This is a genomic window from Streptomyces sp. UF-297, from assembly GCF_058245575.1.
In genome coordinates this window covers 34,605-59,622 of record NZ_JBSIBZ010000065.1, presented here as the reverse complement: position 1 = coordinate 59,622, position 25,018 = coordinate 34,605, and the positions used below count along the sequence as shown (strand labels likewise).

Annotated in this window: 22 protein-coding genes and 3 pseudogenes; 19 read left to right on the top strand and 6 right to left on the bottom strand. The window is 73.1% G+C overall.

What is annotated here, in order from left to right:
• Window positions 1-305 (bottom strand): hypothetical protein (locus AC4IJH_RS29955; protein ID WP_490855041.1); only part of this gene is annotated, 305 nt, incomplete at its 3' end.
• A gap of 230 nt (window positions 306-535) precedes the next feature.
• Here AC4IJH_RS29955 and AC4IJH_RS29950 point away from each other — a divergent pair.
• The 13 genes from AC4IJH_RS29950 to AC4IJH_RS29890 all read left to right on the top strand — a co-directional run bounded on the left by AC4IJH_RS29950 (window position 536) and on the right by AC4IJH_RS29890 (window position 18,179).
• Window positions 536-1,315, top strand: a complete 780-nt coding sequence (locus tag AC4IJH_RS29950; protein ID WP_490855040.1) for an aminoglycoside adenylyltransferase family protein — start codon at window positions 536-538, stop codon at window positions 1,313-1,315.
• A gap of 353 nt (window positions 1,316-1,668) precedes the next feature.
• The gene (locus AC4IJH_RS29945; RefSeq protein ID WP_490855039.1) at window positions 1,669-3,021 is read left to right on the top strand and encodes a diaminobutyrate--2-oxoglutarate transaminase family protein; all 1,353 of its coding nucleotides are present in this window, start codon (window positions 1,669-1,671) and stop codon (window positions 3,019-3,021) included.
• Window positions 3,018-4,541: a pyridoxal phosphate-dependent decarboxylase family protein gene (locus tag AC4IJH_RS29940; RefSeq protein ID WP_490855038.1), complete on the top strand. Its 1,524-nt coding sequence runs from the start codon at window positions 3,018-3,020 to the stop codon at window positions 4,539-4,541. Before AC4IJH_RS29945 ends, AC4IJH_RS29940 begins: the two co-directional genes overlap by 4 nt.
• Window positions 4,538-5,923 carry a lysine N(6)-hydroxylase/L-ornithine N(5)-oxygenase family protein gene (locus tag AC4IJH_RS29935; protein ID WP_490855037.1) on the top strand — a complete coding sequence of 462 codons (1,386 nt, stop codon included), beginning with the start codon at window positions 4,538-4,540 and terminating at the stop codon, window positions 5,921-5,923. The genes AC4IJH_RS29940 and AC4IJH_RS29935 overlap by 4 nt, the downstream gene beginning before the upstream one ends.
• Before the next feature lie 45 nt (window positions 5,924-5,968).
• Window positions 5,969-7,726, top strand: coding sequence for an IucA/IucC family protein (locus tag AC4IJH_RS29930; RefSeq protein ID WP_490855036.1), 1,758 nt, complete (start codon window positions 5,969-5,971; stop codon window positions 7,724-7,726).
• Entirely contained in the window at window positions 7,723-8,295 is a 573-nt protein-coding gene (locus tag AC4IJH_RS29925; protein ID WP_490855035.1) for a GNAT family N-acetyltransferase, read from the top strand. Before AC4IJH_RS29930 ends, AC4IJH_RS29925 begins: the two co-directional genes overlap by 4 nt.
• Window positions 8,292-9,509, top strand: coding sequence for a hypothetical protein (locus AC4IJH_RS29920; RefSeq protein ID WP_490855034.1), 1,218 nt, complete (start codon window positions 8,292-8,294; stop codon window positions 9,507-9,509). The genes AC4IJH_RS29925 and AC4IJH_RS29920 overlap by 4 nt, the downstream gene beginning before the upstream one ends.
• A 34-nt stretch (window positions 9,510-9,543) precedes the next feature.
• A complete protein-coding gene (locus AC4IJH_RS29915) occupies window positions 9,544-11,106 on the top strand; it encodes a pyridoxal phosphate-dependent decarboxylase family protein (protein WP_490855033.1) in 1,563 nt (520 codons plus the stop codon).
• On the top strand, window positions 11,096-12,427 hold the full coding sequence (locus AC4IJH_RS29910; RefSeq protein ID WP_490855032.1) for a lysine N(6)-hydroxylase/L-ornithine N(5)-oxygenase family protein: 1,332 nt from the start codon (window positions 11,096-11,098) through the stop codon (window positions 12,425-12,427). Before AC4IJH_RS29915 ends, AC4IJH_RS29910 begins: the two co-directional genes overlap by 11 nt.
• A gap of 49 nt (window positions 12,428-12,476) precedes the next feature.
• Window positions 12,477-14,297, top strand: a complete 1,821-nt coding sequence (locus tag AC4IJH_RS29905) for an IucA/IucC family protein (RefSeq protein WP_490855031.1) — start codon at window positions 12,477-12,479, stop codon at window positions 14,295-14,297.
• Window positions 14,294-15,109, top strand: a complete 816-nt coding sequence (locus tag AC4IJH_RS29900) for an ABC transporter ATP-binding protein (protein WP_490855030.1) — start codon at window positions 14,294-14,296, stop codon at window positions 15,107-15,109. The genes AC4IJH_RS29905 and AC4IJH_RS29900 overlap by 4 nt, the downstream gene beginning before the upstream one ends.
• 23 nt (window positions 15,110-15,132) lie before the next feature.
• The gene (locus tag AC4IJH_RS29895) at window positions 15,133-16,122 is read left to right on the top strand and encodes an ABC transporter substrate-binding protein (RefSeq protein WP_490855029.1); all 990 of its coding nucleotides are present in this window, start codon (window positions 15,133-15,135) and stop codon (window positions 16,120-16,122) included.
• The gene (locus AC4IJH_RS29890; protein ID WP_490855028.1) at window positions 16,119-18,179 is read left to right on the top strand and encodes an iron ABC transporter permease; all 2,061 of its coding nucleotides are present in this window, start codon (window positions 16,119-16,121) and stop codon (window positions 18,177-18,179) included. Before AC4IJH_RS29895 ends, AC4IJH_RS29890 begins: the two co-directional genes overlap by 4 nt.
• A gap of 47 nt (window positions 18,180-18,226) precedes the next feature.
• Here AC4IJH_RS29890 and AC4IJH_RS29885 read toward each other — a convergent pair whose 3' ends face one another.
• Window positions 18,227-18,460, bottom strand: coding sequence for a hypothetical protein (locus tag AC4IJH_RS29885; protein WP_490855027.1), 234 nt, complete (start codon window positions 18,458-18,460; stop codon window positions 18,227-18,229).
• Between the two features lie 179 nt (window positions 18,461-18,639).
• Here AC4IJH_RS29885 and AC4IJH_RS29880 point away from each other — a divergent pair.
• Window positions 18,640-19,104, top strand: a pseudogene (locus AC4IJH_RS29880) (hypothetical protein); the annotation flags it as partial.
• A 235-nt stretch (window positions 19,105-19,339) separates the two neighbouring features.
• Window positions 19,340-19,543: a hypothetical protein gene (locus tag AC4IJH_RS29875; RefSeq protein WP_490855042.1), complete on the top strand. Its 204-nt coding sequence runs from the start codon at window positions 19,340-19,342 to the stop codon at window positions 19,541-19,543.
• An 80-nt stretch (window positions 19,544-19,623) separates the two neighbouring features.
• On the opposite strand, the gene AC4IJH_RS29870 is transcribed toward AC4IJH_RS29875, so the two are convergent.
• From AC4IJH_RS29870 to AC4IJH_RS29855, 4 genes and pseudogenes are all read right to left on the bottom strand, one after another.
• Window positions 19,624-19,998 carry a hypothetical protein gene (locus AC4IJH_RS29870; RefSeq protein WP_490855026.1) on the bottom strand — a complete coding sequence of 125 codons (375 nt, stop codon included), beginning with the start codon at window positions 19,996-19,998 and terminating at the stop codon, window positions 19,624-19,626.
• A 238-nt stretch (window positions 19,999-20,236) separates the two neighbouring features.
• Window positions 20,237-20,302, bottom strand: a pseudogene (locus AC4IJH_RS29865) (hypothetical protein); the annotation flags it as partial.
• A 391-nt stretch (window positions 20,303-20,693) separates the two neighbouring features.
• A complete protein-coding gene (locus AC4IJH_RS29860; RefSeq protein ID WP_490855025.1) occupies window positions 20,694-21,962 on the bottom strand; it encodes a cation:proton antiporter in 1,269 nt (422 codons plus the stop codon).
• Between the two features lie 2 nt (window positions 21,963-21,964).
• Window positions 21,965-22,435, bottom strand: a complete 471-nt coding sequence (locus AC4IJH_RS29855) for a cation:proton antiporter regulatory subunit (RefSeq protein ID WP_490855024.1) — start codon at window positions 22,433-22,435, stop codon at window positions 21,965-21,967.
• A 191-nt stretch (window positions 22,436-22,626) separates the two neighbouring features.
• Between AC4IJH_RS29855 and AC4IJH_RS29850 the strand changes: the two genes are divergently transcribed.
• The 4 genes and pseudogenes from AC4IJH_RS29850 to AC4IJH_RS29835 form a co-directional block, all read left to right on the top strand.
• Window positions 22,627-23,253 (top strand): YigZ family protein, encoded by a 627-nt coding sequence (locus tag AC4IJH_RS29850; RefSeq protein WP_490855023.1) that lies wholly within the window; start codon window positions 22,627-22,629, stop codon window positions 23,251-23,253.
• Between the two features lie 79 nt (window positions 23,254-23,332).
• The gene (locus tag AC4IJH_RS29845; RefSeq protein WP_490855022.1) at window positions 23,333-23,650 is read left to right on the top strand and encodes an ArsR/SmtB family transcription factor; all 318 of its coding nucleotides are present in this window, start codon (window positions 23,333-23,335) and stop codon (window positions 23,648-23,650) included.
• Window positions 23,647-24,510, top strand: coding sequence for an SRPBCC family protein (locus AC4IJH_RS29840; RefSeq protein WP_490855021.1), 864 nt, complete (start codon window positions 23,647-23,649; stop codon window positions 24,508-24,510). Before AC4IJH_RS29845 ends, AC4IJH_RS29840 begins: the two co-directional genes overlap by 4 nt.
• A 34-nt stretch (window positions 24,511-24,544) precedes the next feature.
• Window positions 24,545-25,006, top strand: a pseudogene (locus tag AC4IJH_RS29835) (alpha/beta fold hydrolase); the annotation flags it as partial.
• Between the last annotated feature and the right edge of the window lie 12 nt (window positions 25,007-25,018).

Genomic DNA, 25,018 nt, shown 5'->3' with positions numbered 1-25,018 from the left:
GGCGACGGGCTGGGCGGGGGCGGACCCGGTGTGGCGGTGGGGCGCTCGGGCGGGGCGGGGGAGGGCGGCGCGGAGGCCGCTCGCAGGGGGGCGGGCGCCGGCGGCGGGGGCGTCGGTGGCGGGGGCGCCGGTGCGACGGGCTCGGCGGGCGGCGGGTTCTCGGGACACACCTCCACCCGCGCCGAGAGGATCGGCCCGAGGCCCTCGGTGTGCACGGCGGCGGAGATCCCTGCCACCGAGATCCCTGCCACCGGGCACAGCGTCATGGCGAGGCCCAGGCCGCCGAGTTGCGCCCACCCGGTCACGTCCGGCTCCTGTTCGTGTGGTGTACGGCTTGCGGGGCGGCCGTTCGCGGTGGCGGGCCGGTGCGGGGAGCGGCGCGGCCGGGGATGGGGCCGCGTCGATCACGTACAGGAGGAACGATCCGGCCTCTGCTTTGATACGGGCCGGTTGTCGGCCATCCGATGGATCTTCAATGGCCGTGACCTGTCCGTGGGTTGTGGAGGGGGCGGGGCGCCCCGGGAGGTGGGCTGCTGTGACGCAGACCGAGAGCGTGGTGCGGCTGGTGCGCCGGGTGTTCGGGGCGGAGGTCGTCGGGGCGTATCTGCACGGGTCGGCCGTGCTGGGCGGGCTGCGGCCCTGGAGCGATGTCGATGTGTTCGTCGTCCTGCGGCGCCCGGCGGCGGCAGAGGTGTGGCAGGCGCTGAGCGGTGAGCTGTTGGAGATCTCCGGGGCGGGGAGGGCGGCGGGGCCTCGGGCCGCCCGCCCTGTCGAGCTGACCGCCGTGGTCCAGTCGGAGGTCCGGCCCTGGCGCTATCCGCCGCGCTGTGAATTCCAGTACGGGGAATGGCTGCGGGACCAGTTCGAGGGTGGCGAGGTGCCGCCGCCGGGGCCGAGTCCCGATCTCGCGCCGCTGATCACGATGGTGCTGCTCGGGGACGCCCCGCTGTGGGGGCCGCCGCCGGCGCGGGTGCTCGATTCCGTACCGCATCGGGACCTGGTCCGGGCGATGGCCGCCGGGGTGCCGGAACTGCTCGGCGAGCTGGAGACGGACACCCGCAACGTGGTGCTGACGCTCGCGCGTATCTGGACGACTCTGGCGACCGGCGTCATCAGGTCCAAGGACGCGGCGGCCGACTGGGCGCTGGACCGGCTTCCGGCGGAGCACCGGCCCGTGCTGGCCCGCGCGCGGGCCGTCTACCTCGGGGAGGCGGAGGAGGGGTGGGCGGACCTTGTTCCGGGGCTGCGTCCGCACGCGCGGTACGTCGTCGGGGAAATCGAGCGGTTGACCGCACAGCACGTACCGCGGATGTAGCGCGCGCCACGGGCGGAGGGCAGGCCAGGGGCCCTGGTCGGCCCGGTTCCCCATGGTCCGGGCGCCCTTTCGGCTTCGGATGTGCGGGCACGAGGCGGGCGCTGTGGAGATGCTCCATGGTCAGGAGGTGGTGGCGGGTCGCACGCGGGTACGACCGCAGCGAGAGTTGGTGCGCGCCGGGCCTGCTCGGAATGGGGAGCAGGGTAGTCGTGTCGCCTCAATACGGGCAAGGGCGGGCAAAGTCCCGCCAATCGATGAGTAGTTGCAAGGTAAGGTCTGCCTAACCTAAGTTGAGGGCCGTGAACGGGAGCTGCCACCACAGCCCTCTGCACCAACACCGAAGGGCCCCTGCCATGTCGACGCCCTCCGTCGATCTGCTCAATCACCTCCTCGGCCGCCAGGAGCAGCGCGAATCCTCCGCGCGCACCTACGCCCGCACCCTCCCCGTCGTTCCTGTGAGTGCCGCGGGTGCGCAGGTCACCGGCGCCGACGGCCGTACGTACATCGACTGCCTATCCGGTGCGGGCACCCTCGCGCTGGGCCACAACCACCCCGAGGTCGTCGCCGCGCTCCAGGCCGACCTCGCCTCGGGGGCGCCGCTGCACGCGCTCGACATGATCACCCCGCAGAAGGACGCGTTCACCGAGGAGTTGCTCGGGCGGCTGCCGGGCGAGCTGCGGGACGCCGCGCGGCTGCACTTCTGCGGGCCCGCCGGGACCGACGCGGTCGAGGCCGCGCTCAAGCTCGCGCAGACCGCCACCGGACGGCGCGGCATCGTCTCCTTCACCGGCGCCTACCACGGCATGACGCTGGGCGCCTCCGCCGTCTCCGGACCGCGGTCGATGCGCGCGATGGTCGGCGCGGACGCCGTGCCGGTGACGCGGATCCCCTTCCCGTACGGCTACCGCTGCCCGTTCGGCACGGGCAACCCGCAGTCCGGCGAGCTGTCCGCGCGGCTGCTGGAGAGCCTGCTCGACGACCCGAGCAGCGGGGTCGCCGCCCCGGCCGCGGTCATCCTGGAGGTCGTCCAGGGCGAGGGCGGCGTCATCGAGGGGCCGGACGGCTGGCTGCGGGAGGTCCGCCGGATCACCGCCGAGCGCGGCGTGGTGCTCATCGTCGACGAGGTGCAGACCGGCATCGGCCGCACCGGCCACTTCTGGGCCTGCGAACGCGCCGGGATCACCCCGGACATCCTGGTCACCTCCAAGGCGGTCGGCGGCGGGCTGCCGCTCGCCGTGATCGCCTACCGGCCCGAACTGGACGCCTGGCGGCCCGGCGCGCACACCGGCACCTTCCGCGGCAACACCCTGGCGATGACCGCCGGCCGTATCACCTTGCGCACCGTCGCCGAGGAGCAACTGGCCGAGCGCGCCGAGAAACTGGGCGAGCGGCTGCGCCGCGCACTGATCGAACTGGCCGACGCCCACCCGCAGATCGGCGAGGTGCGCGGCCGCGGCCTGATGATCGGCGTCGAGCTGGTCGACCCCGACGGTGCCCCGGACGCCCTGGGCTCGCTGCCCGCCCACCCCTCCTTCGCCCACGCGCTGCGCGCCGCCTGCCTGGAACAGGGCCTGATGCTGGAGCTCGGCGGCCGCGAGGACCACGTACTGCGGCTGCTGCCGCCGCTGGTGCTCTCCGACGACGAGGCCGACTCGGTGGTGGACCGCATCGCCGCGGCCCTGCGCGCCGTGGAGCGTGCCGCGTGACCCATGACGACCTGTCAACCGCGCCGGCCGGTGGCTGCGAGGGACCCGAAGTGCTGCGGGACCTGACCGATGTGGTGCTGGACGCCCTCGCCGAAGGCGCCATAGAGCGCGGCGGGCCGCTGCCCGAAGGCGGCCCCGAGGACGTCACCGACCAAGTGCGGACGGCCTGTTCGCCGTTCCTGCCGGAGACCGGCACCGGCGCCGACGAGGCGCTGCGCACCCTGGTACGCGCCACCGCCCGCGGCGCCGCCGACCCCGCCGACCCGCACTGCGTGGCCCATCTGCACTGCCCGCCGCTGGCCGTGGCCGCGGCCGCCGACCTCGCCGCCTCCGCCCTCAACCCCTCGATGGACTCCTGGGACCAGGCGCCCGCCGCCGCGGTGGTCGAGGAAGGCGTGACGGACGCGCTGGCCGCGCTCGTCTACCCCAGCAGCCCGCAGCCCGACGCGATCGTCACCAGCGGCGGCACCGAGTCCAACCTGGTGGCCCTGCTGCTGGCCCGCGAGCGCGCCCGTACGGTGGGCGCCCGCTCCGTACAGGTGGTGTGCGGGGCCAACGCGCACCACAGCGTGCACCGCGCCGCCTGGATGCTGGGCCTGCCCACGCCCGTCACGGTGGAGTGCGAGGCGGGGCGGATGGTGCCCGCCGCGCTGGAGCGCGTACTGGCCGAGTGCTCGGGCCCCGGCTCCGTACCCGTCCTGGTGGTCGCCACCGCGGGCACCACCGACGAGGGCCGCATCGACCCGCTGCCCGAGATAGCCCAGGTGGCCACCGCCCACGGCGCCGAACTGCACGTGGACGCGGCCTACGGCGGCCCGCTGCTGTTCAGCGACGCGCTGGCGCCGCGGCTGGCGGGCATCGAGTCCGCGGTCTCGGTCACCTTCGACCTGCACAAGCTGGGCTGGCAGCCGGTCGCCGCCGGTGTGCTGGCCGTCGCGGACGCGGCCGCGCTGGACCACCTGGCCTTCAGGGCCGACTACCTCAACGCGGACGACGACACCGAAGCGGGGCTGCCCGACCTGCTCGGGCGCTCCATACGCACCTCCCGCAGACCCGACGCGCTGAAGATAGCCGTCACCCTGCGGGCGCTGGGCCGCAGAGGACTGGGCGAGCTGGTCGAGCACTGCGTCGCGACGGCACAAGGGTTCGCGCAGGCCGTCCAGGACCATCCCGAGCTGCGGCTGCGCCCCGGCGGCGTGGGCATCAGCACCGTGCTGTTCCGGCCCGTGGCGGCCGACGCGCTGCCCGCGGCCGAAGGCGACGAACTCGTCGCGGAGGTACGCCGGATGCTGCTCGCCGAAGGGCGCGCCGTCCTGGGCCGGGCGATCGCCGAGGACACCGGAGGGCAGCGCCGCCTCTGGCTCAAGGCCACCCTGCTGCACCCCACCACCCAGGCAGCCGACCTGGAGGGGCTGCTCAAGCTCGTCGCCGAAAGCGCGATCCGGGCACGCCGGTCCGCCCCCGCCGACGCCCCTGACGGCGCCGGCGCCGACCTCAGCACCGAGGGAGAGACGCGATGAACGCCGAAGAAGAAGTCCTCGACCTGCTCGGGGTGGGCATCGGCCCCTTCAACCTCTCCCTCGCCGCCCTCGCCGACGGCCTGCCGGGGCTGCGCTGCGCCTTCCTCGAACAGCGCACCGCCTTCCACTGGCACCCCGGCCTGCTGATCGAGGGCGCCAGCCTCCAAGTCCCCTATCTGGCGGACCTGGTGAGCCTGGTGGAGCCGACCAGCCCATGGTCCTTCGTGAACTACCTCAAGACCCGCGAGCGCCTCTTCCCCTTCTACTTCGCCGAGCGTTTCCACATACACCGCGCCGAGTACGACGCCTACTGCCGCTGGGTCAGCGGACAGCTGCCGTCCTGCCGCTTCGGCCACCAGGTGGACACGGTGCGCTGGGACGCCGGACGGGGCGCCTTCGAGGTGGACTTCACCCGCCTGGACGCCGACGGGGGAGCCGAGGGCGTGGGCCGCGTCTTCGCCCGCCACCTCGTCCTCGGCGTCGGTACGGCGCCCAGCGTCCCCGAGCCGCTGCGCCCGCTCACCGACGACCCCGAGGCCCCCGTCTGGCACTCCGCCGACTACCTCGACAAGCGCGAACAGCTGCTGGCCGCCGAGCACATCACCGTCATCGGCTCGGGACAGTCCGGCGCCGAGGTCTTCCTGGACCTGCTGCGCCGGCGCCCCCAGGGCCGTGAGGGGCTGACCTGGCTGGCGCGCACTCCGGCTTTCGCGCCGATGGAGTACAGCAAGCTGGGACTTGAGCAGTTCACGCCCGACTACACCCGCTACTTCCACGGCCTGCCCGAGCCCGTACGCGACCGCCTGGTGCCCGAGCAGTGGCAGCTCTACAAGGGCGTCAGCGGGGACACCCTCGGCGAGATCCACGACGAGCTCTACCAGCGCACGCTGGAGGGCGGCTGGCCCGACGCGGTGCTCACCCCCGGCGTCGGCGTGTGCGGCGCGCGCCAGGTACAGGGCCGCATCGAGCTGGGCGTCGAACACGGCCAACAGCACAGCCAGGCACGGCTGTTGACGGATGCCGTGGTGCTGGCCACCGGCTACGCCGAGCGCCCCGTCGACGGCCTGATCGAGTCGCTGCTGCCGCAGGTGCAGCGCGACGGCTCCGGGCGCCCGCAGATCGACGAGGCGCACCGGATCGTGCTCGGGGAAGGGATCGGGGGTTCGGTGTTCGTACAGAACGCCGAGCGCCACACCCACGGTGTCGGCGCCCCCGATCTGGGCCTCGCGGCCTGGCGCAGCGCCGTCATCCTCAACGCCCTCACCGGCACTGATGCCTACCCGCTGCCCAAGCGGACGGCCTTCACCACCTTCGGCCTGGACCCCGTTTCGCAGGCCCCGCGGCATATCCCGGCTCCGCACGGGGACTTGCGTACTAGGTAAGCCTTACCTAATTATTCCTTCGGCCGTCAGAGAGAAAGAGATCCCATGAGCTCGCCGCTGGACCACCAGCATCCGCCGGAGCCGGTAGGCCACACCGCCCCCATCGACTCCTGTGTCACCGCGGATGCAGCCGCCACCGAGAACCTGCTGCGCTGCTGGGTGCGCGAAACCGGCGTGACCCGGCCCGCCGACGGCACCCTGCGCCTGGACTTCGCCGCCTCCGGCACCGCCGTCGAGGCCCCCGTCACCCACTGGTCCGCCGTCGGCTGGCACCGCTTCGGCCCGGCCCGGCTGCACACCGGCACGCCCCTGGCAGCTCCCGTACTCGCCGCCCTGATCGCGGTGGAGACCGCGGCCGCCGACCCGGAGGCGGTCGCCGACCTGACCGGCCGGGTCACCGACTCCACCCGCCGGATCGCCCACTTCGTACGGGCCCGCGGCCGGGCGACCGAGGACCCCGAGGGCACCACTCCCTTCCTCGCCGGCGAACAGGCCCTGATCATCGGCCACCCGCTGCACCCCACGCCCAAGAGCCGCGAGGGACTGACCGACGCCGAGACCGAGGCCTACTCGCCCGAACTGCGCGGCGCCTTCCCGCTGCACTGGTTCGCCGCCGACCCCTGCGTCGTCGCGGCCGACTCCGCCCTGGAGCGCTCCGCCCAGGAGCTGATGGCCGAACTCGCGGGCGACAGCGTGCGGGCACCCGCCGGGACCGTCCTGGTGCCCGCCCACCCCTGGCAGGCCCGCGATGTGCTCAGCCGCCCCGGCGTACGCGCCCTGCTGGACGCCGGACTGCTGCACGACCTGGGCCCCGCGGGCCCCGACTGGTCACCGACCTCCTCCGTGCGCACCCTCTACCGCGCCGACGCCCCGGTCATGCTCAAGTTCTCCCTGGGCCTGCGCATCACCAACTCCCGCCGCGAGAACATGCGGGTGGAGCTGGAGCGCGGCCTGGAGGTCGACCGGCTGCTGGCCGCCGGGCTCGACGACGCGCTGCGCGCGGCCCACCCCGGCTTCGGCATCGTGCGCGACCCGGCCTGGATCGCCGTCGACGCACCCGACGGCACCCCCAGCGGCCTGGACGTCGTCGTCCGCGAGAACCCCTTCCGCAGCGACGAGCGCGCCGTGTGCATGGCGGGCCTGGTCTCGGTGCGCCCCGACCTGCCCGCGGCGGGCGGCAGTTCACAGCTCGCCACCCTCGTACGCGGCCTGGCCGAGCGCACCGGGCGGCCGGTCGCCGACGTCGCGCAGGAGTGGTTCGCCCGCTACCTCGACGCCGTCGTCACCCCCGTGCTGTGGCTGTACGCGACCTACGGCCTGGGCCTGGAGGCGCACCAGCAGAACACCCTGGTCGTCCTGAACGAGGACGGCTGGCCCGTCGGCGGCCGCTACCGCGACAACCAGGGCTACTACTTCTCGCCCACCCGCAGCACCGCCCTGTACGACTGGATCCCCGACGTCGGCCGCAACCTGGGCACCTACGTCCAGGACGAGGTCATCGACGAGCGGCTGGCCTACTACGTCGGCATCAACAACATGCTCGGCCTGGTGGGCGCCCTGGGCTCCGAGGGCCTGGCACCCGAGAGCGCCCTGCTGCACCGCGCGGACGACGCCCTGGCCAAGCTCGCCGCCGACCACGGCGAACGGCTGCGCCTGGCCACCATCCTGCGCGAGGCACCGACCCTGAGCTGCAAGGCCAACCTGCTCACCCGCGTACGCGGCATGGACGAGCTGACCGGCCCGCTGGAGGCCCAGTCGGTGTACGTGGACATCGCCAACCCGATCGCGGAGGTGCGCCGATGACGTCCGGCCAGGGCACGTCCGGCACCATTGGCGTGGAGGCCCGGCGCGAGCTGGAGGACGGCACGGTCTTCTCGCTGCGCCAGGTCGACCCGGTGGCCGACCTGGCACGCGTACACGCCTGGATGAACGACCCCGAGGTCGCCCGCTTCTGGGAGATGGCCCAGCCCGAGCAGCAGATCCAGGCCTATCTGCGCCAGCAGGTGGCCAGCGGGCACTCCACGCCCTACATAGGCTGCCTGGACGGCTCGCCCATGAGCTACTGGGAGCTGTACCGCGCCGATCTGGACCCGCTGGCCAACCACTACAACGCCAGGGCGCGCGACGCCGGCGTCCACCTGCTGCTGGGGCCCTCGAAGTTCCGCGGCCGGGGGCTGGGCGCCCAACTGCTGCGGGCCGTCTCCGACTGGCAGCTGGCGGCCGACCCGTACGCGGAAAAGGTGGTGGCCGAGCCCGACATACGCAACGAGCGCTCCGTGCGGGCCTTCGAGCGGGCGGGCTTTCGCAAGCTGCGGGAGCTGGACCTCCCGGACAAGCGGGCCGCCTTCATGATCCGCGAGCGTACCCCGTGACGGTGGGGCGCGGCGGCACCGACGGCCGGGCGGTGCTGCTCGGCGCGGCCGGGCTGCACATGGCGACACAGTCGGCACTCGCCCCGTTCTACCCGAAGCTGTTCCGTACGGCCTACGGGGTGAGCGATCTCGCCGCGACCGGCGCGTTCTTGATGGCCTGTCAGCTGGCGGCCGTCATCGCGCTGCCGCTGTGGGGCCGGGCCACCCGGCACATGTCGCTGCCCCGGCTGGTGACGGCCGGGCAGACCGCCGCGGTGATCCTGGCGGCCTCGCTCGCCCTGGCCCCCAGCTACGCGGTCTTCAGCGCGCTGTCGGTCGCGCTGGTGGTGGCCAAGTCCGTGGTGCTGCTGGCCTATCCCTCGATAGCGCGCAGCCACCCGCGGGGACTGCTGCCCGGCGTCGTGCAGTACGTCGCCGTGCTGCACGCGGCCTCCATCGCGGCGACCCTGCTGGGCACCGTCGTGATCTCGGTGCCCCGGCCGCGGCTCGCGCTGCCGCTGCTCGCCGTCGTCGAGACGGTGCTGCTGGTGGCGTGCATCGCCCTGCTGCGCAGGCAGGGACGGCAGCCCGCCGCCCCGGCGCCGGCCGATGCCGCGACGGCCCCGCCGCGCGCCGCACTGATCGGCCTGGCCGGCTTCGTCCTGGCCAACGCCGTTGCCCTGTACGCCGTACGCCCCTACTTCACCGAGTACGCCACGGCGGGCGGGGCGTCCACCACCGTCGCCGCCCTGCTGTTCGTCCTGCCGCACCTGGCCGTGCTCGCCGTCCTCCCCGCGGCGTGCGCCCTGCGCCGGCGCCTGGGCGCGTGGCTGCTGCCACTGGCCCTGGCCCTGGCGGCGGCGGGACTGGCCTGGCAGGCGGCCGGCGCCGACGTCGCGCCGCTGGCCGTGGCCCGGCTGCTGTTCGGCGCGGGCCTGGGGCTTGGCCAAGTCGCCCTGGACGAGCGGGTGCTGACGGTGTCCGGAACCGGACCGGCCTACAGCCTGGTCGCCGCCGCCCAGACCTGCGGGCTGCTGCTCGCCCCCATGCTGGCCACCGCCACCGCGTCCGCCGCGCTCGCCGCCCCGCTCGTGGCCGGCGCCGCGCTCTGTGCGGCACTGGCCCTGATCGCGCCGCTCACCGCCGTACGCACCCGTACGGCGCCCACCGATATGCCCCAAGCGGCCTCCCCCTCAGCCGCGTTCGCGGCCACCGCCACCGCAGCCGACCGCTGAGACCACCCAGACAAAGGGACACCCAGGAACCACCATGACGATGCCCGGTAGCGCCATATCCGGCCACGCCCCGCCCGCACCGACCCCGCCCCTGCTCCTCGAACCCGAACTGCTCGCGGCCGACCCCGCGGGACTGGCGGAGGTCGGACGGCTGGTCGCCGAACTCACCCGGGAAGCCGCCACCGGCCTGCGCCGCCGCACCGGGCCGCTGCCCGCCATGAGCCCGCAGGAGCTGACCCGCCTGGTCGACGACCAGCTGCCCGACGGCGTGCTGCCGCGCACCGGCGGCGGACGGGACGCGGTCCTCGCGCTGGCCCGGGCCTATGCCGAGGGCACCGTCGACCTCGCCGACCCGCGCGCCGCCGCCCACCTCCAGCCGCCGTCGCTGACCATCGCGGCCGCCGCCGACGTCCTGGCCTCGGTGTTCAACGCCTCCGTGGACACCTGGGACAGCGGCCCCTATGCCGTCGAGGTCGAGCGCCGCCTGATCAAGGGCCTGACCGAACTGGCCGGATACGGACCGCAGTCCGGCGGCCTGCTCACCCCCGGCGGCAGCGCCTCCAACCTCCAGGCGCTGCTCATCGCCCGCGACGCGGCCACCGCCAAGCTGCGCGACGTACGCGGCGAGGGCCTCACCGGCCTGGCCCTGAGCCCGGTCGTCTTCTGCTCCGAACTGGCCCACTTCTCCGTCGCCCGCGCCTGCGCCGTGCTCGGCCTGGGCGAGGACGCGGTGCGGCCCGTCCCCGTGGACGCCGAGAACCGGATGCGGCCCGCCGCACTGGAAGCCGCGCTGAGCGCGCTGGACGCGGACCGCGAACTGCCCATCGCCGTCGTCGCCACCGCCGGTACCACCGACTACGGCTCCATCGACCCGCTGCGGCCGATCGCCGCCGTCGCCCGCGAACACGGCATCCGCATGCACGTGGACGCCGCCTACGGCTGCGGCGCGCTCTTCTCCGACCGTATGAGACCGCTGCTGGACGGCATCGAAGAAGCCGACACCATCACCCTGGACCTGCACAAGACCGCCTGGCAGCCCGCCGCCACCAGCGTCCTGCTCGCCCGCGAGGCGGCCGACTTCACCCCCACCACCGGTCTGCGGGTGGCCTACCTCAACCCCGACGACGACGGCGAGGCCGGCTACGACGGACTGCTGGGCCTGTCCCTGCAGACCACCCGCCGCGCCGACGCCCTCAAGGCCGCCGCCACCTTCCTCGCGCTGGGCAGCGAAGGCATCGGCGCCATGCTGGACGCCTGCCACGACCTGGCCCGCTACGCCCAGGAGCGCATCGAGGAACACCCCCGGCTGCGCCTGACCGCCAAGGCCACCCTCACCACCGTCGTCTTCCGCTACGCCAGCGACGACCCGGCCGCGGCGGACGCCGTCAACGGCGAACTGCGCCGCCGCATGCTGCGCGAGGGATCCGCGCTCATCGGCCGCACCGACGCCGCCGACGAAGAGGGCAACCGAGCCGTGCACCTGAAGTTCACGCTGCTCAACCCGCAGGCCCGCAAGGGCGACATCGACGAACTGCTGAACGCGGTCGTACGGGCCGGTCAGGCCGTTGAGTTGGAGGAAGAGTTCCGTGACGCGTGAGCCGCAGCACACCACCGCCGAGATCCTGGACCTCGCGGCGATCGGCATCGGGCCGTTCAACCTGTCCCTGTCGGCGCTGGCCGACGAGGTGGGCGAGGTGTCCTTCGCCTCCTACGACCGGCGCCCCGCCTATGACTGGCACCCCGGCCTGATGTTCGACTGGGCCTCGCTCCAGGTCAACTTCCTGGCCGACCTGGTCTCCCTGATCCGCCCCACCAGCCGCTGGTCGTTCCTCAACTACCTCATCGAGCACGACCGGATGTACCCCTTCTACATCTCCGAGCGCTTCCACATGCCGCGCCGCGAGTACGCCGACTACTGCGCCTGGGCCGCCGCCAACCTGCCCGACTGCCACTTCGGCACGGAGGTGGAACAGCTGGCGTGGGACGCGGACCGCGACCTGTGGCAGCTGACGCTGCGTCAGGTGGCCACCGGTGAGTCCCGTACCCGGCTCGCCCGCAACGTCGTGCTCGGCGTCGGCAGCGAGCCGCTGCTGCCCGAGGCGCTCCAAGGCGTCGCGGGGGAGCGGGTGTTCCACTCCGGCGAGCACCTGCACCGCATCGACAAGCTCGCCGCCGACGGCGTCCAGGAGATCACCGTCATCGGCTCCGGGCAGTCCGGCGCCGAGGTCTTCCTGGACCTGCTGCGCCGCCAGCGCGACGCGGGCTGGGCCATCACCTGGCTCACCCGCTCCTGGGGCTTCGCACCGCTGGACTACTCCAAGCTGGTGCTGGAGTACACCACCCCCGAGTACATGCGGTACTTCAACGGCCTGGCCCCCGACGTCCGCGACCGCCTCATCGCCTCCCAGTGGCAGCTGCACAAGGGCATCGACACCGAGACCATCGACCTCATCCACAGCGAGCTGTACGACCACATGCTCGACGGCGACCGCCCGGCCGTACGCCTGCTGCCCGCCACCGCCCTCACCGGCGCCGAGCGCGACGCCACCACCGGCACGGTCCGCCTGGGCATCCAGCACGCCGACACCGACCGCGAGGGCACCCTGGAGACCGGCGCGGTCATCGCCGCCACCGGCTACGGACCCCGCGACCCCGGCTGCCTGGACCCCGTCAAGGACCTCATCGCCTGGGACGACAAGGGCCGTTACGACGTCACCGCGGGCCACCGCATCCGTACCGTCCCCCAGGTCGGCGCGGGCCTCTTCGTCCAGAACGCCGAGCTGCACACCCACGGCGCGGCCGCCCCCGACCTGGGCATCGGCGCCTACCGGGGAGCCTGCATCCTCAACGCCGTCACCGGCCGCGACCTCTTCAAACTGCCCAAGCGCAGCGCCTTCCAGACCTTCGCCACGGCCTGACCGGCCGGCCCCTGACGGACCGCACCACCACGACGAAAGGCTCCACCTCATGTCCGCACCGACCGCACCGGGCAGCCACCCCGTCCCCGAACTCGCAAACGTCACCCCCGAGTCCTGGCGCGAGGCCAACCGCCGCCTGCTCGCCAAGACGCTCTCCGAGTTCGCCTTCGAGGAACTGATCAAGCCCGCTCCGCTGGAGGACACGGACGGCCGCTACCGCATCGACCTGGACAGCGGGGTCTCCTACGTCTTCAGCGCCACCCACGGTGCGCTCGGCTCCTGGCGCGTGGACGGCGCCTCGGTCACCCGCGGCGCGGCCGGCCTGCTCGGCAACGAGATCGAGACGCCCGCCTGGGACGCCCAGCAGTTCCTCGTCGACTGCGCGGACACCATCGGCACCGACGCCCCCACGCTCGGCATGTACCTCACCGAGGTCTCCGCCACCCTGGCCGTGGACGCCGCCCGCATCGAGCACGGCGGCGCCACCGCGGCCGAGCTGCGCGAGCTGGGCCACGCCGAGCTGGAGTGCCAGATGACCGGGCACCCCACCCTCGTCGCCAACAAGGGCCGCATCGGCTTCTCCGCCACCGACGTACGGGCCTACGCCCCCGAGTCCCAGCAGCTCGTACGCATGCAGTGGATCGCCGTCCACCGGGGCCTGGCCGAGTTCCGCGGCACCTCCGAGCTGAGCGAACGCTCCGTCATGGAGCACGAGCTGGGCGCCGAGACCATCGCCGCCTTCCGCTCCCGCATCGAGCAGGCCGGCTGCGACCCGGATGCCTACGTCTGGATGCCCGTCCACCCCTGGCAGTGGGACCACGCCGTCCAGGTCCTGTACGCGGGCGAGGTCGCCCAGCGCCGCATCATCCCGCTCGGCGAGAGCGCGGACGCCTACCTGCCGCAGCAGTCCGTACGCACCATGACCAACATGAGCGAGCGCGGCCGCTACGACGTCAAGGTCCCGCTGAAGATCATCAACACCCTGATCTGGCGCGGCATCCCGCCGCACTGCACCCAGGGCGCCCCCGTCACCACCCAGTGGCTGACCGGCCTGCTGGACAAGGACCCCGTCCTGCGCGACGAGCTGCGCACCGTCTTCCTCGGCGAGATCGCCTCCGTCACCGTGCGCCACCCCTACCTGGACCGCGTCCCGGAGGTGCCCTACCACCACCTGGAGGCGCTCGGCTGCATCTGGCGCACCTCGGTGACCACCCGCCAGGACGAGGGCGAGCGGGTCCGCACCTTCGCCTCCCTGCTGCACATCGACGAGCAGGGCACCTCCTTCGCCGCCGAACTGGCCCGCAGCTCCGGCCTGCCCGCCGAGGAATGGCTCTCCCGCCTCTTCGAGACCGTCCTGACCCCCGTGCTGCACGTCCTCTACACCTACGGCATCACCTTCAACCCGCACGGCCAGAACACCCTCATCGGCTACGACGCGAACGACGTGCCGCGCCGCCTGTTCCTCAAGGACTTCGTCGACGACGTCTCCGTCTCGCACACCCCCGTCCCCGAGCGCGGCCCCGAGCCCGACGGCTACGACCACGTACTGCCCCGCAAGAACCCCGTAGTCATCCGCCAGCACGTCGTCGACCAGCTGCTGCTGGGCCACTTCCGCTACCTCGCGCCGATCGCCGCCGAGCAGCTGGGCGTCGCCGAGGAGAAGTTCTGGCAGCTGGTACGGGACGCGGTCGTCGCCTACCACAAGCGCTTCCCCGAGAAGGCCGAGCGCTTCGCCGAGTTCGACATGCTCGACACCGACTTCCCGCGCTACCCCTTCAACACCGACCGCCTCGTGGTCACCAAGTACGTCGACCGGGCGCTGCGGCACGCCCTGCGCCCCAACGGCACGGTCCCCAACCCCCTCGCATGAGCATCGAGATCAGCACGGCGCAGCTCACCCTCGGCCACGGGGGTGAGCCCGTCGTGCGGGACATCAGCGTCGCCCTGGCACCCGGCGAGGTCACCGCCCTGGTCGGCCCCAACGGCTCGGGCAAGTCCACCCTGCTGCGCGCCCTGGCCCAGCTGCACACCCCACAGGCGGGCCAGGTCGTCCTGGACGGCCGCGAGCTGAGCTCGTACAAGCCGCGCGAACTGGCCCGCAAGCTCAGCTTCCTGACGCAGTCCCCGCTGGTCCCCGCCGGGGTCACCGTCCAGGAGCTGGTCGCCTACGGGCGCCACCCGCACCAGGGACTGCTGGCCCGCAGCACAGGACAGGAGGACCGGGAGGCCATCGACTGGGCGCTGGCGGCCACCAAGCTGGGGCCGCTGGCCGAGCGCCCGCTGGACCAGCTCTCCGGCGGCGAGCGCCAGCGCGCCTGGATCGCCATGGCACTGGCCCAGCGCACCGGGCTGCTGCTGCTCGACGAGCCCACCACCTACCTCGACATCCGCTACCAGATCGAGGTGCTGAGGCTGGTGCGCCGCCTCGCCGACGAGCACGGCATCACCGTCGCCGTCGTCCTGCACGACCTCAACCAGGCCGCCGCGTTCTCCGACGCGATGGTCGTCCTGGCCGGCAGCCGGATCGTGGCCTCGGGCACCCCCGCCCAGGTCATGACCGAGGAGAACATCCGCACCGCCTTCGGCATCGAGACGACCATCGCCCAAGACCCCCGCACAGGTGTCCCCACCTGTCTGCCGTCCTGGCGCGAACCCGCGCCCGCGGACGCGTCACACTCGTGACCCTCACGAAGGAATCTCCGCTCATGCCAGTCAAGCGAACTCTCCCCGCCCTCATGGCCGTCACACTCCTCGCGCTCGCCGCCGCCGGCTGCGGCTCGGCGGGCGAGAAGGCCGGTGCCGACAGCGGCAAGAAGGACGACGCCGCCAAGAACGGCTCCCTCTCCGTCACCGACATCAAGGGCGAGCACAAGCTCACGGCCCCCGCCAAGAAGATCGTCGCCCTGGAGTGGACCTACGCCGAGGACCTGCTCGCGCTCGGCGTCCAGCCCGCCGGCGTCGCCGACATCAAGGGCTACGGCCAGTGGGTCACCGCCGGTCCGCGCTTCGACAAGAGCGTCAAGGACGTCGGCACCCGCCAGGCCCCCAGCCTGGAGACCATCAAGGCCCTCAAGCCGGACCTGATCCTCACCTCCAAGATCCGCTCCTCGGCCAACTACAAGCAGCTCAGCGACATCGCGCCGACCCTGATGTTCGACCCGTACGCCAAGGGCGGCGAGTACGACGAGATGCGGGCCACGCTGAAGACGATCGGCACCGCCACCGGCAAGCAGGAGGCCGCCGACAAGACCCTCAAGGACCTGGACACCAAGGTCGAGGCCGCCAAGAAGAAGATCGCCGACGGCAAGAAGGCCGGCTCCCCGGTGACCGTCGCCCGCGGCTACACCACCAACGGCGCCGCCACCGTGGAGATCCTCACCGACTCCACCATCCCCGGCGCCCTGCTGCCCAAGCTCGGCCTGAAGAACGCCTGGAGCGGCAAGGCCGACGCGTACGGCATGAGCAAGGTGGACGTGGAGGGCCTCAAGCCCGTGGAGAAGTCCAGCCTGGTCTACGTCGCCGCCAAGAACGACGACGTCTTCGCCACCGCCCTGCCCAAGAACGCCCTGTGGAAGAGCCTGGACTTCACCAAGGGCGAGAGGGTGCACGCCCTGAACCCCGGCACGTGGTTCTTCGGCGGCCCCTTCTCCACCGCCCAGGCCGCAGGCGACATCGCGGACGCGCTCACTTCATGACCACCACCGCTCCCACCCCTTCGGTGAGCGCCCCGGGCCGGACACGACGCTTCGTGGCCGGCCCGGCCGCCGTCGTCTCGGGCGGGGTGCTCGCACTGCTCCTGATCACCGCGCTGCACCTGAGCTACGGCCGCAGCGGCGTGGGCCTGGGCGATCTGCTCGGCCTGCTCTTCGGCCAGGACGACGGCACCGCCCGCGCGGTACTGCTCGGCGGACGGCTGCCACGCACCCTGGCCGGACTGGTCGGCGGGGCCGCACTCGCCCTGTCCGGCGCGCTGTTGCAGTCCTCGGTACGCAACCCGCTCGCCTCGCCCGACACCCTGGGCGTGACCGCCGGCGCCTACCTTGCCGTGGCGGTCTGCGCCATCACCGGGCTGACGCTGGGCGACCTGCCGCGCGGCGGCGTCGCGTTCACCGGCGGACTGCTGGCCGCCGCCCTGGTGCACACCGTCGCCGGCGGCTCCCGCGGCAGACCCGCCCACCTCGTCCTGGCCGGGGTCTCCGTCACCCTCGCCCTGTCCAGCGTCACCGCGGTGCTGGTCATGCTCTTTGAGGAGGAGACCGGCGCGGTCTTCTTCTGGGGCCACGGCTCGCTGGCCGTCGCCGACAGCGCGCGGTCGCTGACCGTCGTGCCACTGCTCGCCGCCGGGCTGGTCGGCGGCCTGCTGCTGGCCCGTACGCTGGACATCCTGGGCACCGGCGACGAGACCGCGCGCGCACTGGGCGTCAACGTCGGCCGGATGCGGCTGTACGCGGTCCTGCTGTCCGTCTTCCTCGCGGCGGTCGCGGTCAGCGTCACCGGGCCCATCGGCTTCGTCGGCCTGGCCGCACCCCACCTCGTGCGCTTCGCCGGAGTCCGCAGACACGCGGTGCTGCTGCCCGCCGCCGCACTGTGGGGCGCCACCCTGCTGCTCGCCGCCGACCTGCTCGCCCGGATCACCTCGCCGACCGGCAACGAGGTCCCGGCCGGTGTGGTCACCGCGCTCTTCGGCGCACCGGTCTTCCTGTGGCTCGCCCGGCGCCTGCCCGTCGAACCGGCCGCGCCCGGCACGGCCATGCCCACCCGCCGAGGCCGCAGACCCGCCTTCCCGCCCCTGCTGCTGACGGCGGCGCTCGCGCTGTGCGCGCTGCTGGCCGCGGGGCTGCTGCTGGGCGATATCGCCGTCCCACTGGGCGACTTCGCGCAGCTGCTGACCGGCGGGGACGACCTGGTGCGCAGCGTGGTGCTGGAGTTTAGGCTGCCACGGCTGCTGGTCGCGGCCCTGGCGGGGGCACTGCTGGCCGTCGCGGGCGGCATCGTGCAGGCCGTCTCCCGCAATCCGCTCGCCGACCTGACGGTCATGGGGGTGAGCGGCGGAGCGGGCTTCGGCGCGGTCCTCGTGGTGATCGCGCTGCCCGGCGTGCCGTACGCCATGCTGCCCGTCGCCGCCCTGATCGGCGGCGCCGCGGCCTTCGCGCTCACCTATGGGCTCTCGCGCCGCAAGGGGGCGGTGGCGCCCGAACGCCTGGTACTGGTCGGCATCGGCACCTTCGCGCTGACCACGGCGGCCACCAACTACCTGGTGTCCGGCGCCCAGTTCCAGGTGGCCCAGGCCCTGACCTGGCTCTCCGGCTCCACCTACGCGCGCGACAGCACCGACCTGGCGATGCTCGCCGTGGTGGCCGTGGCCGCCGCGCCCCTGCTGGCGTACTCCTTCCGCCGGGTCGACCTGCTGGCGCTGGGCGAGGACACCCCGCGCACGCTGGGCCTGCCCCTGGAGCGCGCCCGGCTGGCGGCACTGACGCTGGCCGTCGCCATGGCCGCCTGCGCGGTCGCCGTCGTCGGCACGGTGGCCTTCGTGGGGCTGGTCGCCCCGCACGCCGCCCGCATGCTCACCGGCTCCCGCGCGCACCGCATGCTCCCGCTGGCCGCACTCCTGGGCGCGGCCCTCATGGTCACGGCGGACACGGTCGGCCGGGTCGTCATCGCCCCGGCGGAAATCCCCTCCGGCCTGCTGGCCGCACTCATCGGGACGCCGTACTTCGTATGGCAGTTGAGGCGCGGGCGCAGGGGCTGAGGGACGGTCCCGGTGGCCGCGCGTGGTGTGCGCGGCCACCCGGGGATCTACGAGCCGTCGGGTACGGGGACGGCGACGGTGTCACCGGGCGGGCCGGGCGCGGGGCGCCGCGGCTCGCGCACACCGGCGCCGCCCGGCCCCCGGCCATCGCCCGGACCGGACGCGGCGGGCCGCCACAGGCGCAGCGTCGCGACGCACAGCCCGACAACGGCCAGGACCACTGCGGCCACCGGCAGGGACACACGGAATCGGGCGGCATTTCCACGACGGGCGACGGACATGGGGGCTCCAGCCGGCAGCGCCTGCACCGGCCGCGCCGTGCGGCAGGCGCGCTGCCCGGTGTCCACAGTGTGCCGGGCGCCGGTGCCGGGGCAAGGCGGCGCAACGGCCTTTTCCGGCAGCGGCGTTGGACGTAAGAATTCCGTAAGACGAGAAGTGCTGACGGGGCCCTTCGCGTGTGATGGGCTGTCCCCATCGATTGATCCCCTCAATTCCCCCCAGGGAGCAGTGTGTCCACGGTCTGCCTTCCGGCCCTTTGCCTGCCCGATCACACCGTCACGCTCGACGAGGCCGTTTCACATACGGCCGAGCGGCACCGTGCACATCCCCGGATACGCACGGCATCAACGATGATGCGGAACACCTCCGTGCACACCAGACACTTCATCGACCCCGAATCGCGCAACGGGCCGGGCTGCGCAGGGGCGTCAGGCGCTACGCCTACACCCAGGTCGGCTGCGCGGGCGGCGGCTACGCCCTGGCCCGCGCCCGCGAACTCGCCCTGGCCCGCCCCCGTTCGGTGACCCTGGTCGTCGCTGTCGAACTGTGCTCCCTTTCCTATCAGCCGCAGGACGACAGCATCGCCTCGTTCATCTCCACCGCACTGTTCGGCGACGCGGCCGCGGCCTGCGTGGTACGCGAGGACCGGCCGGGATTCCGGCTGGAGAACTCCTATGAGGACCTGGCGCCCGACACACTCGGCCATATCGCCTACGAAGTCGATGAGGCGGGATTCCATTTCGGCACCAACCCCCGGATATCTAAAGTGGTCGCCCAGGCCATGCCGGGATTGGCCACCTGGCTGCGCCGGGACCTCCGCGCTCTCCCCGCTGCCCGACTTCCTGATCGGCCACACCGGCGGCCCGCGCATCATGTACGAAGTGAGCAAGGGCCTGGGAAATCCACCGGCGATGTTCGAGCTGAGCGAGAACTCCCTGTCCCGGCGCGGAAACACGGCCAGTGTCGTCGTCCTCGACGTCCTGGAGCAGACCTTCGCCCGGCCCCCGCGGCCCGGTGCCACCGGCCTGCTGGTGGCCTTCGGCCCGGGCGTCACCACCGTGGCCGTGACCGGCACCTGGGTCTGACGAGCGGCCCGCAGGCCGGGCGGCGCGCGGATGGCGCGGCGCCCGCCCGGTGACCTCCAGGACGACGCGGGGCGGTGCGCTCACAGCTCCAGGCGCAGCTCGATCTCCCACAGCTTGGAGCGCACCGCGCCGAGGTCGGTCCGCTGCCGGTCCAGGACCAGGTAGACGAAGACACCTTGGTGGCTGCGCCGGGACAGCGGGTGGATCAGGTGGTACTCGCAGTCCAGTGTGATCAGGATGTCCTCCACCTGGTCGACCCGGTAGCCGAGCAGCTCCAGAGCGGACAGCTTGGCACGTACGACATCGGTGTCGGCGTACGCGGCCTTCACCAGATCGGGGCCGGCCACGCCCTCGGCGATTCCGAGGGGGAAACGGCTGAAATAGTCCACGATCGATGCGCCTATGACCCCGTCGAGGCACATGAGATCCCGCAGCGTCTCCTCCACACCTGCCATGCCCCGATCCTCCCCCATGTCCGGTCAGATTCCCGCCAATTGCCGAACAGTCATCCCGGAGTGCCGGGCGGGTGCGCGTCAGGTGATGGTGAGGGTGCGCTTGGTCGTGGTGCGGGAGCTGTTGCCGGTGCAGAGGTCGATCCGGCCCGGTTCGACGACGAACTCCCCCCTGGGGAGAGCCGGTCCAGAAGCCGAGGTCCTCGGCGGTCAGCCAAAAGCGGACGGTGGTGGCCTTGCCGGGCTCCAGCGTCCCCCGGCGAAAGCCGCGCAGCTTGCGCACCGGCTGGACGACGCTCGCCGCCATGTCGTGCACGTAGAGCCGGACCACCTCGTCGCCGGTGCGCTCCCCGGTGTTGCTACGGAGACGGCGACCTCGACGGTGCCGCCCGCGCGCAGCTCGGCGGCCGCGATCCGGCCGGTGCTCAGCCGGGGCGCGCCCAGGGCGAAGGCGGTGTAGCTCAGCTTGTACCCGAAGGCGTACCGCGGCCCTCCGGGCAGATCCAGATACTTCGAGGTGAACTTGTTGTCGGGGTCGTAGGGGCGTCCGGTGCTCTCGTGGTTGTAGTGGACGGGCAGCTGGCCGACGGCGCGCGGGAAGGACGTCGGCGGCTTGCCGCCGGGGTTGACCGGTTCTGCCGGCATCCGGCCGCGCGGGGGAAGCGCGACCGGTGCCGATGGGGGAGAGGGCCGGTGGGTCAGTGCGGGGGCAGCGGGTCGCTCGGTGAGGCGGGGCGGGGGACGGACGCGCGCTCGGCGGGAGCGGGGGCCTGTTCCGGTACGGGCGCCCGGCGCGCCGTACGGGTGGTGCGCCGCAGGACTTCGCGCAGCGCGCCGACGGCGGGCGCGGCCCAACGGGCCGTCAGCGGGCCCAGGATGACCATGATCAGTACGTAGGCGGTGGCGATCGGGCCGATGCGCGGCTCGGTGGCCGTGGCGAGTCCGGCGATGACGATGGAGAACTCGCCGCGCGCGACCAGCGCTCCGCCCGCCCGCAGCCGGCCGCGCGGCCCGATGCCGGCCCGGCGGGCCGCGTACCAGCCGGTGACGATCTTCGTCACGGCCGTGACCAGGGCCAGCAGCAGCGCGGGCAGCAGCACCGGCGGGATGTCGGCGGGGCTGGTGGACAGGCCGAAGAAGACGAAGAAGACCGCGGCGAACAGGTCGCGCAGTGGCGTCAGGAGCTTGCGCGCCCCCTCGGCGACTTCGCCCGACAGCGCGATGCCCACCAGGAACGCCCCCACCGCCGCGGAGACCTGGAGTTGCTGGGCGACCCCGGCGACCAGCACGGTCAGGCCGAGGACGACCAGCAGCAGCATCTCGGGATTGTCCGAGGAGACGGCCCGGCTGATCAGCCGGCCGTGCCGCAGCGCCAGATAGAGGACGGCGCCGACCGCCCCCAGCGCGATCAGCAGCGTCACACTGCCGCCCGCCAGCCCCACCCCGGCCAACAGCGCGGTCAGCAGCGGCAGATACACCGCCATCGACAGGTCCTCCAGGACCAGGATGCCCAGGATGACGGGGGTCTCGCGGTTGCCGAGGCGGCCCAGGTCGGTGAGGACCTTGGCGATCACGCCGGAGGAGGATATCCAGGTCACTCCGGCCAGCGCGACGGCGGCGACCGGGCCCCAGCCCAGCAGCAGCGCGGCGGCGGCGCCGGGCAGCGCGTTGAGGGCGAAGTCGACGGCGCCGGAGGGGTATTGGGTGCGCAGACTCGTGACGAGTTCGGAGGCGCTGTACTCCAGCCCCAGCAGGAGCAGCAGCAGGATCACCCCGATCTCGGCGCCGACGGCGACGAAGTCCTCGCTGGCGTTCAGGGGCAGTAACCCGCCGTGCCCGAAGGCGAGCCCGGCCAGCAGGTACAGGGGAATGGGCGAGAGCCCCACCCGCCCCGCCAGCCTGCCGATCAGCCCCAGGCCCAGGATGACCGCGCCGAGTTCTATCAGGAGTGCGGTGGTGTGGTGCACGGTCAGCCCTCCGCGACGATCGAGGCGAGGGTGTCCACGCCCTCGCGGGTGCCGACCGCGACGAGGGTGTCCCCGGTGGCCAGGCGGAAGTCGGGGCCGGGGGAGGGGTGGGCGCTGGTGCGGCGCAGCACGGCCACGATGGAAGCGCCGGTACGGGTACGGGCCCGGGTGTCGCCCAGCAGCCGGCCCGCGTACGGGGAGCGGGGGCCGACCTGGATGTGCTCGGTGACCAGGTCGATGCCGTCGGTGCGGACGGCGTCGATGGGCGCCCGGTCGATCAGATGGGCCAGCGCCGTCGCCTCGTCCGGGTCCAGCGCGACGGTCGCGCGACAGGAGTCGGGGTCGTCGGCCGCGTACAGGCCGAGGAAGCGCCGGCCGTCGTGGTGGACGACCACGGAGAGGTGCTGGCCGGAGTGCGTGGTGAAGTCGTACTGGGTGCCGACTCCCGGCAGTGAGGTCCTGCGGGTGCTCATGGCTGCCTCCCGTCACGGCTCACGGGGCGGAGCCGCACCCCCCCGCGAGGATCTTTGCCCTCATCCTTACAGAGGGCAGCGGCGATCCCGAGGGGTGCCGGGCACCCGATCGCGGCCCGAGGGGCAACCCGTCGCGGCCTCGGAAGACATCCCGTTCCTCCCCCGCCCCCACGGCCACGTAGGGTGGCGTGATGCAGGAGCAGTACCGCACGCTCGCGCGCGAGGGCGTACACGAGATCGAGATCAACAAGTCCCGTTTCATCTGCGCGCTCGCGCCGGTGGCGACCGAGGCGGAGGCCCAGGAGTTCATCGCCCGCATCCGCAGGGAACACCCCACCGCCCGGCACAACTGCTACGCGTACGTGCTCGGGGCCGACGGCGGCGTCCAGAAGGCCAGCGACGACGGGGAGCCCGGCGGCACCGCGGGCGTCCCCATGCTCCAGATGCTCGTCCGCCGCGAGATGCGGTACGTCGTCGCCGTCGTCACCCGCTACTTCGGCGGCATCAAGCTCGGCGCCGGCGGGCTGATCCGCGCCTACGGGGGCGTGGTCGGCGAAGCCCTGGACGAGCTGGGCACCGTCACCCGGCAGCGCTTCCGGCTGGCCACCGTCACCGTCGACCACCAGCGCGCCGGCAAGGTCGAGAACGATCTGCGGGCCACCGGACGGGCGGTGCGCGACGTGACGTACGGGGCCGATGTGCGCATCGAGGTGGGCCTGCCGGAGTCCGACCTGGACGCCTTCCGGGCCTGGCTGGCGGACGCCACGGCGGGCACGGCCGTACTGGAGCTGGGCGGGGAGGCCTACGGCGAGGTGTGAGGCCGCGTCACACCCGCTGCCGCGCCACACGCCCCTGTATGCCGTTGCGGCTATATAGCCCCACGGCTACGTTCAGGGCATGCCCATACCGTTCGACGCCCTCGCCGAGCCCAGCCGCCGCAAGATCCTCGACCTGCTCCTGGAGCGCCCGCACCTGGTCGGTGAACTCACCGAACGGCTCGGACTCAGCCAGCCCGGCACCTCCAAGCACCTCAGGGTGCTGCGCGAGGCGGGACTGGTGCGGGTCCGGCAGGACGCACAGCGGCGCTGGTACGCGCTGCACCCCGCGCCCCTGGCCGAGCTGGACACCTGGCTCGCGCCCTACCGCCACCTGTGGACCACCGGCACCGACAGCTGCGAACGGCACCCCCACGCCAAGGAGGACGGCTCCCCATGAACCCGCACCGCGACACCCTCACCACCGAAGACGGCCGCACCGCCCTGCGGATGCAGCGCCGGATCCCGCACCCGCCCCGCGCGGTGTGGGAGGCCGTCACACGGCCCGACAGCCTCGCCCGCTGGTTCCCCGCCGAGGTCGAGGCCGACCTCACCCCCGGCGGGACGATCACCTTCCGCCTCCCCGGCGAGCGCGAAGTGGGCCCGGCGGGCCGCGTCACCGAGGCCGACAAGCCACGGGTGTTCGCCTTCGACTGGGGCGAGGAACACCTGCGTTGGGAGATCGCACGGGAGGGCGATGGATCGCTGCTCACCCTCGTGCACACCTTCGAGGACCGCTTCGGCGCCGCGAGCTACGCCTCGGGCTGGCACCTGTGCATGACCGCCCTGATGCAGCTGCTGGACGGCGAGCCGGTCGACGTGGGCCGCGACGACGGCGATCTGCACGAGGCCTACCTCGAACAGTTCGACCTGGGTGGAGGCGCTATCGAGGACACCCCCGCGGGCCGGCGGGTGCGCTTCGAGCGGCAGCTGGTACGCCCCGCCGAGGCCGTCTGGGCCGAACTGGCCGACGGCGCGCAGCCGTCGGCGGGCGATCAGGCACCCACCGGATTCACCGCGCCGGAGTTCCTGCCGGGCGCGGTGACCCTGGTGAACCCGCCCGCCGTCCTTGAGTACGCGGTGCCGCCCGAGGAACTGGTCCGCTGGGAGCTGGGCCAGGGAACCGGGCACGGCGCCCGCCTGATCCTGACCCACACCGGCCCCGACGGCTTCGACGCCGACCGGGCACTGGCCGTCTGGCACCAGCGCATCGAGCAACTGGCGGCGCGACAGCTGGAGTTGGCGCAGGAGGGGAAGTAAGGGCGCGCCGCGGCGGCGCGGGCGAGGGGGCCCGGTCCTGGCCGCGCGCCACCCCCACCTGGTCTCCCGGCTGGTCCTGGTCGACGCCAACCTCGACCCGCTGCCGCGCACACCCGGCTCCGGCGGCAGCAGCGGCATCGCCGCGTACACCGAGGAGGAGTTCCTGGCCGGCGGCTGGCAGGAGGTACGGGACCGGGTCGGCGCCCACTGGTGGTCCACCATGCGCCTGGCCGACCGCACCGCCCTGCACCGCAGCGCCACCCGCCTGGTCGGCGGCACGGTGCCCACCCTGCGCGAACTGCTGCTGGAGCTGACACTGCCCCGTACCTTCCTGCTGCCGCAGGCCGACGGGCCGCTGCCGGGCGCCGACGCGCTCACCGCCGCCGGGGTGCTGGTGGTCCCCGTCCCGGACTGCGGGCACAACATCATGCTGGACAACCCCGAGGGCTTCGTCCGCGCCACCGCCGCGGCGCTCGGCGTCCCCGCCACGGCATAAGGGGCGGCCGGC

Bases quoted from the DNA above. Each gene is read 5' to 3' on its own strand.
- AC4IJH_RS29945 (WP_490855039.1), top strand. From the start codon at position 1,669: ATGTCGACGCCCTCCGTCGATCTGCTCAATCACCTCCTCGGCCGCCAG.
- AC4IJH_RS29935 (WP_490855037.1), top strand. From the start codon at position 4,538: ATGAACGCCGAAGAAGAAGTCCTCGACCTGCTCGGGGTGGGCATCGGC.
- AC4IJH_RS29930 (WP_490855036.1), top strand. From the start codon at position 5,969: ATGAGCTCGCCGCTGGACCACCAGCATCCGCCGGAGCCGGTAGGCCAC.
- AC4IJH_RS29925 (WP_490855035.1), top strand. From the start codon at position 7,723: ATGACGTCCGGCCAGGGCACGTCCGGCACCATTGGCGTGGAGGCCCGG.
- AC4IJH_RS29915 (WP_490855033.1), top strand. From the start codon at position 9,544: ATGACGATGCCCGGTAGCGCCATATCCGGCCACGCCCCGCCCGCACCG.
- AC4IJH_RS29905 (WP_490855031.1), top strand. From the start codon at position 12,477: ATGTCCGCACCGACCGCACCGGGCAGCCACCCCGTCCCCGAACTCGCA.
- AC4IJH_RS29900 (WP_490855030.1), top strand. From the start codon at position 14,294: ATGAGCATCGAGATCAGCACGGCGCAGCTCACCCTCGGCCACGGGGGT.
- AC4IJH_RS29895 (WP_490855029.1), top strand. From the start codon at position 15,133: ATGCCAGTCAAGCGAACTCTCCCCGCCCTCATGGCCGTCACACTCCTC.
- AC4IJH_RS29890 (WP_490855028.1), top strand. From the start codon at position 16,119: ATGACCACCACCGCTCCCACCCCTTCGGTGAGCGCCCCGGGCCGGACA.
- AC4IJH_RS29885 (WP_490855027.1), bottom strand. From the start codon at position 18,460: ATGTCCGTCGCCCGTCGTGGAAATGCCGCCCGATTCCGTGTGTCCCTG.
- AC4IJH_RS29870 (WP_490855026.1), bottom strand. From the start codon at position 19,998: ATGGCAGGTGTGGAGGAGACGCTGCGGGATCTCATGTGCCTCGACGGG.
- AC4IJH_RS29855 (WP_490855024.1), bottom strand. From the start codon at position 22,435: ATGAGCACCCGCAGGACCTCACTGCCGGGAGTCGGCACCCAGTACGAC.
- AC4IJH_RS29850 (WP_490855023.1), top strand. From the start codon at position 22,627: ATGCAGGAGCAGTACCGCACGCTCGCGCGCGAGGGCGTACACGAGATC.
- AC4IJH_RS29845 (WP_490855022.1), top strand. From the start codon at position 23,333: ATGCCCATACCGTTCGACGCCCTCGCCGAGCCCAGCCGCCGCAAGATC.
- AC4IJH_RS29840 (WP_490855021.1), top strand. From the start codon at position 23,647: ATGAACCCGCACCGCGACACCCTCACCACCGAAGACGGCCGCACCGCC.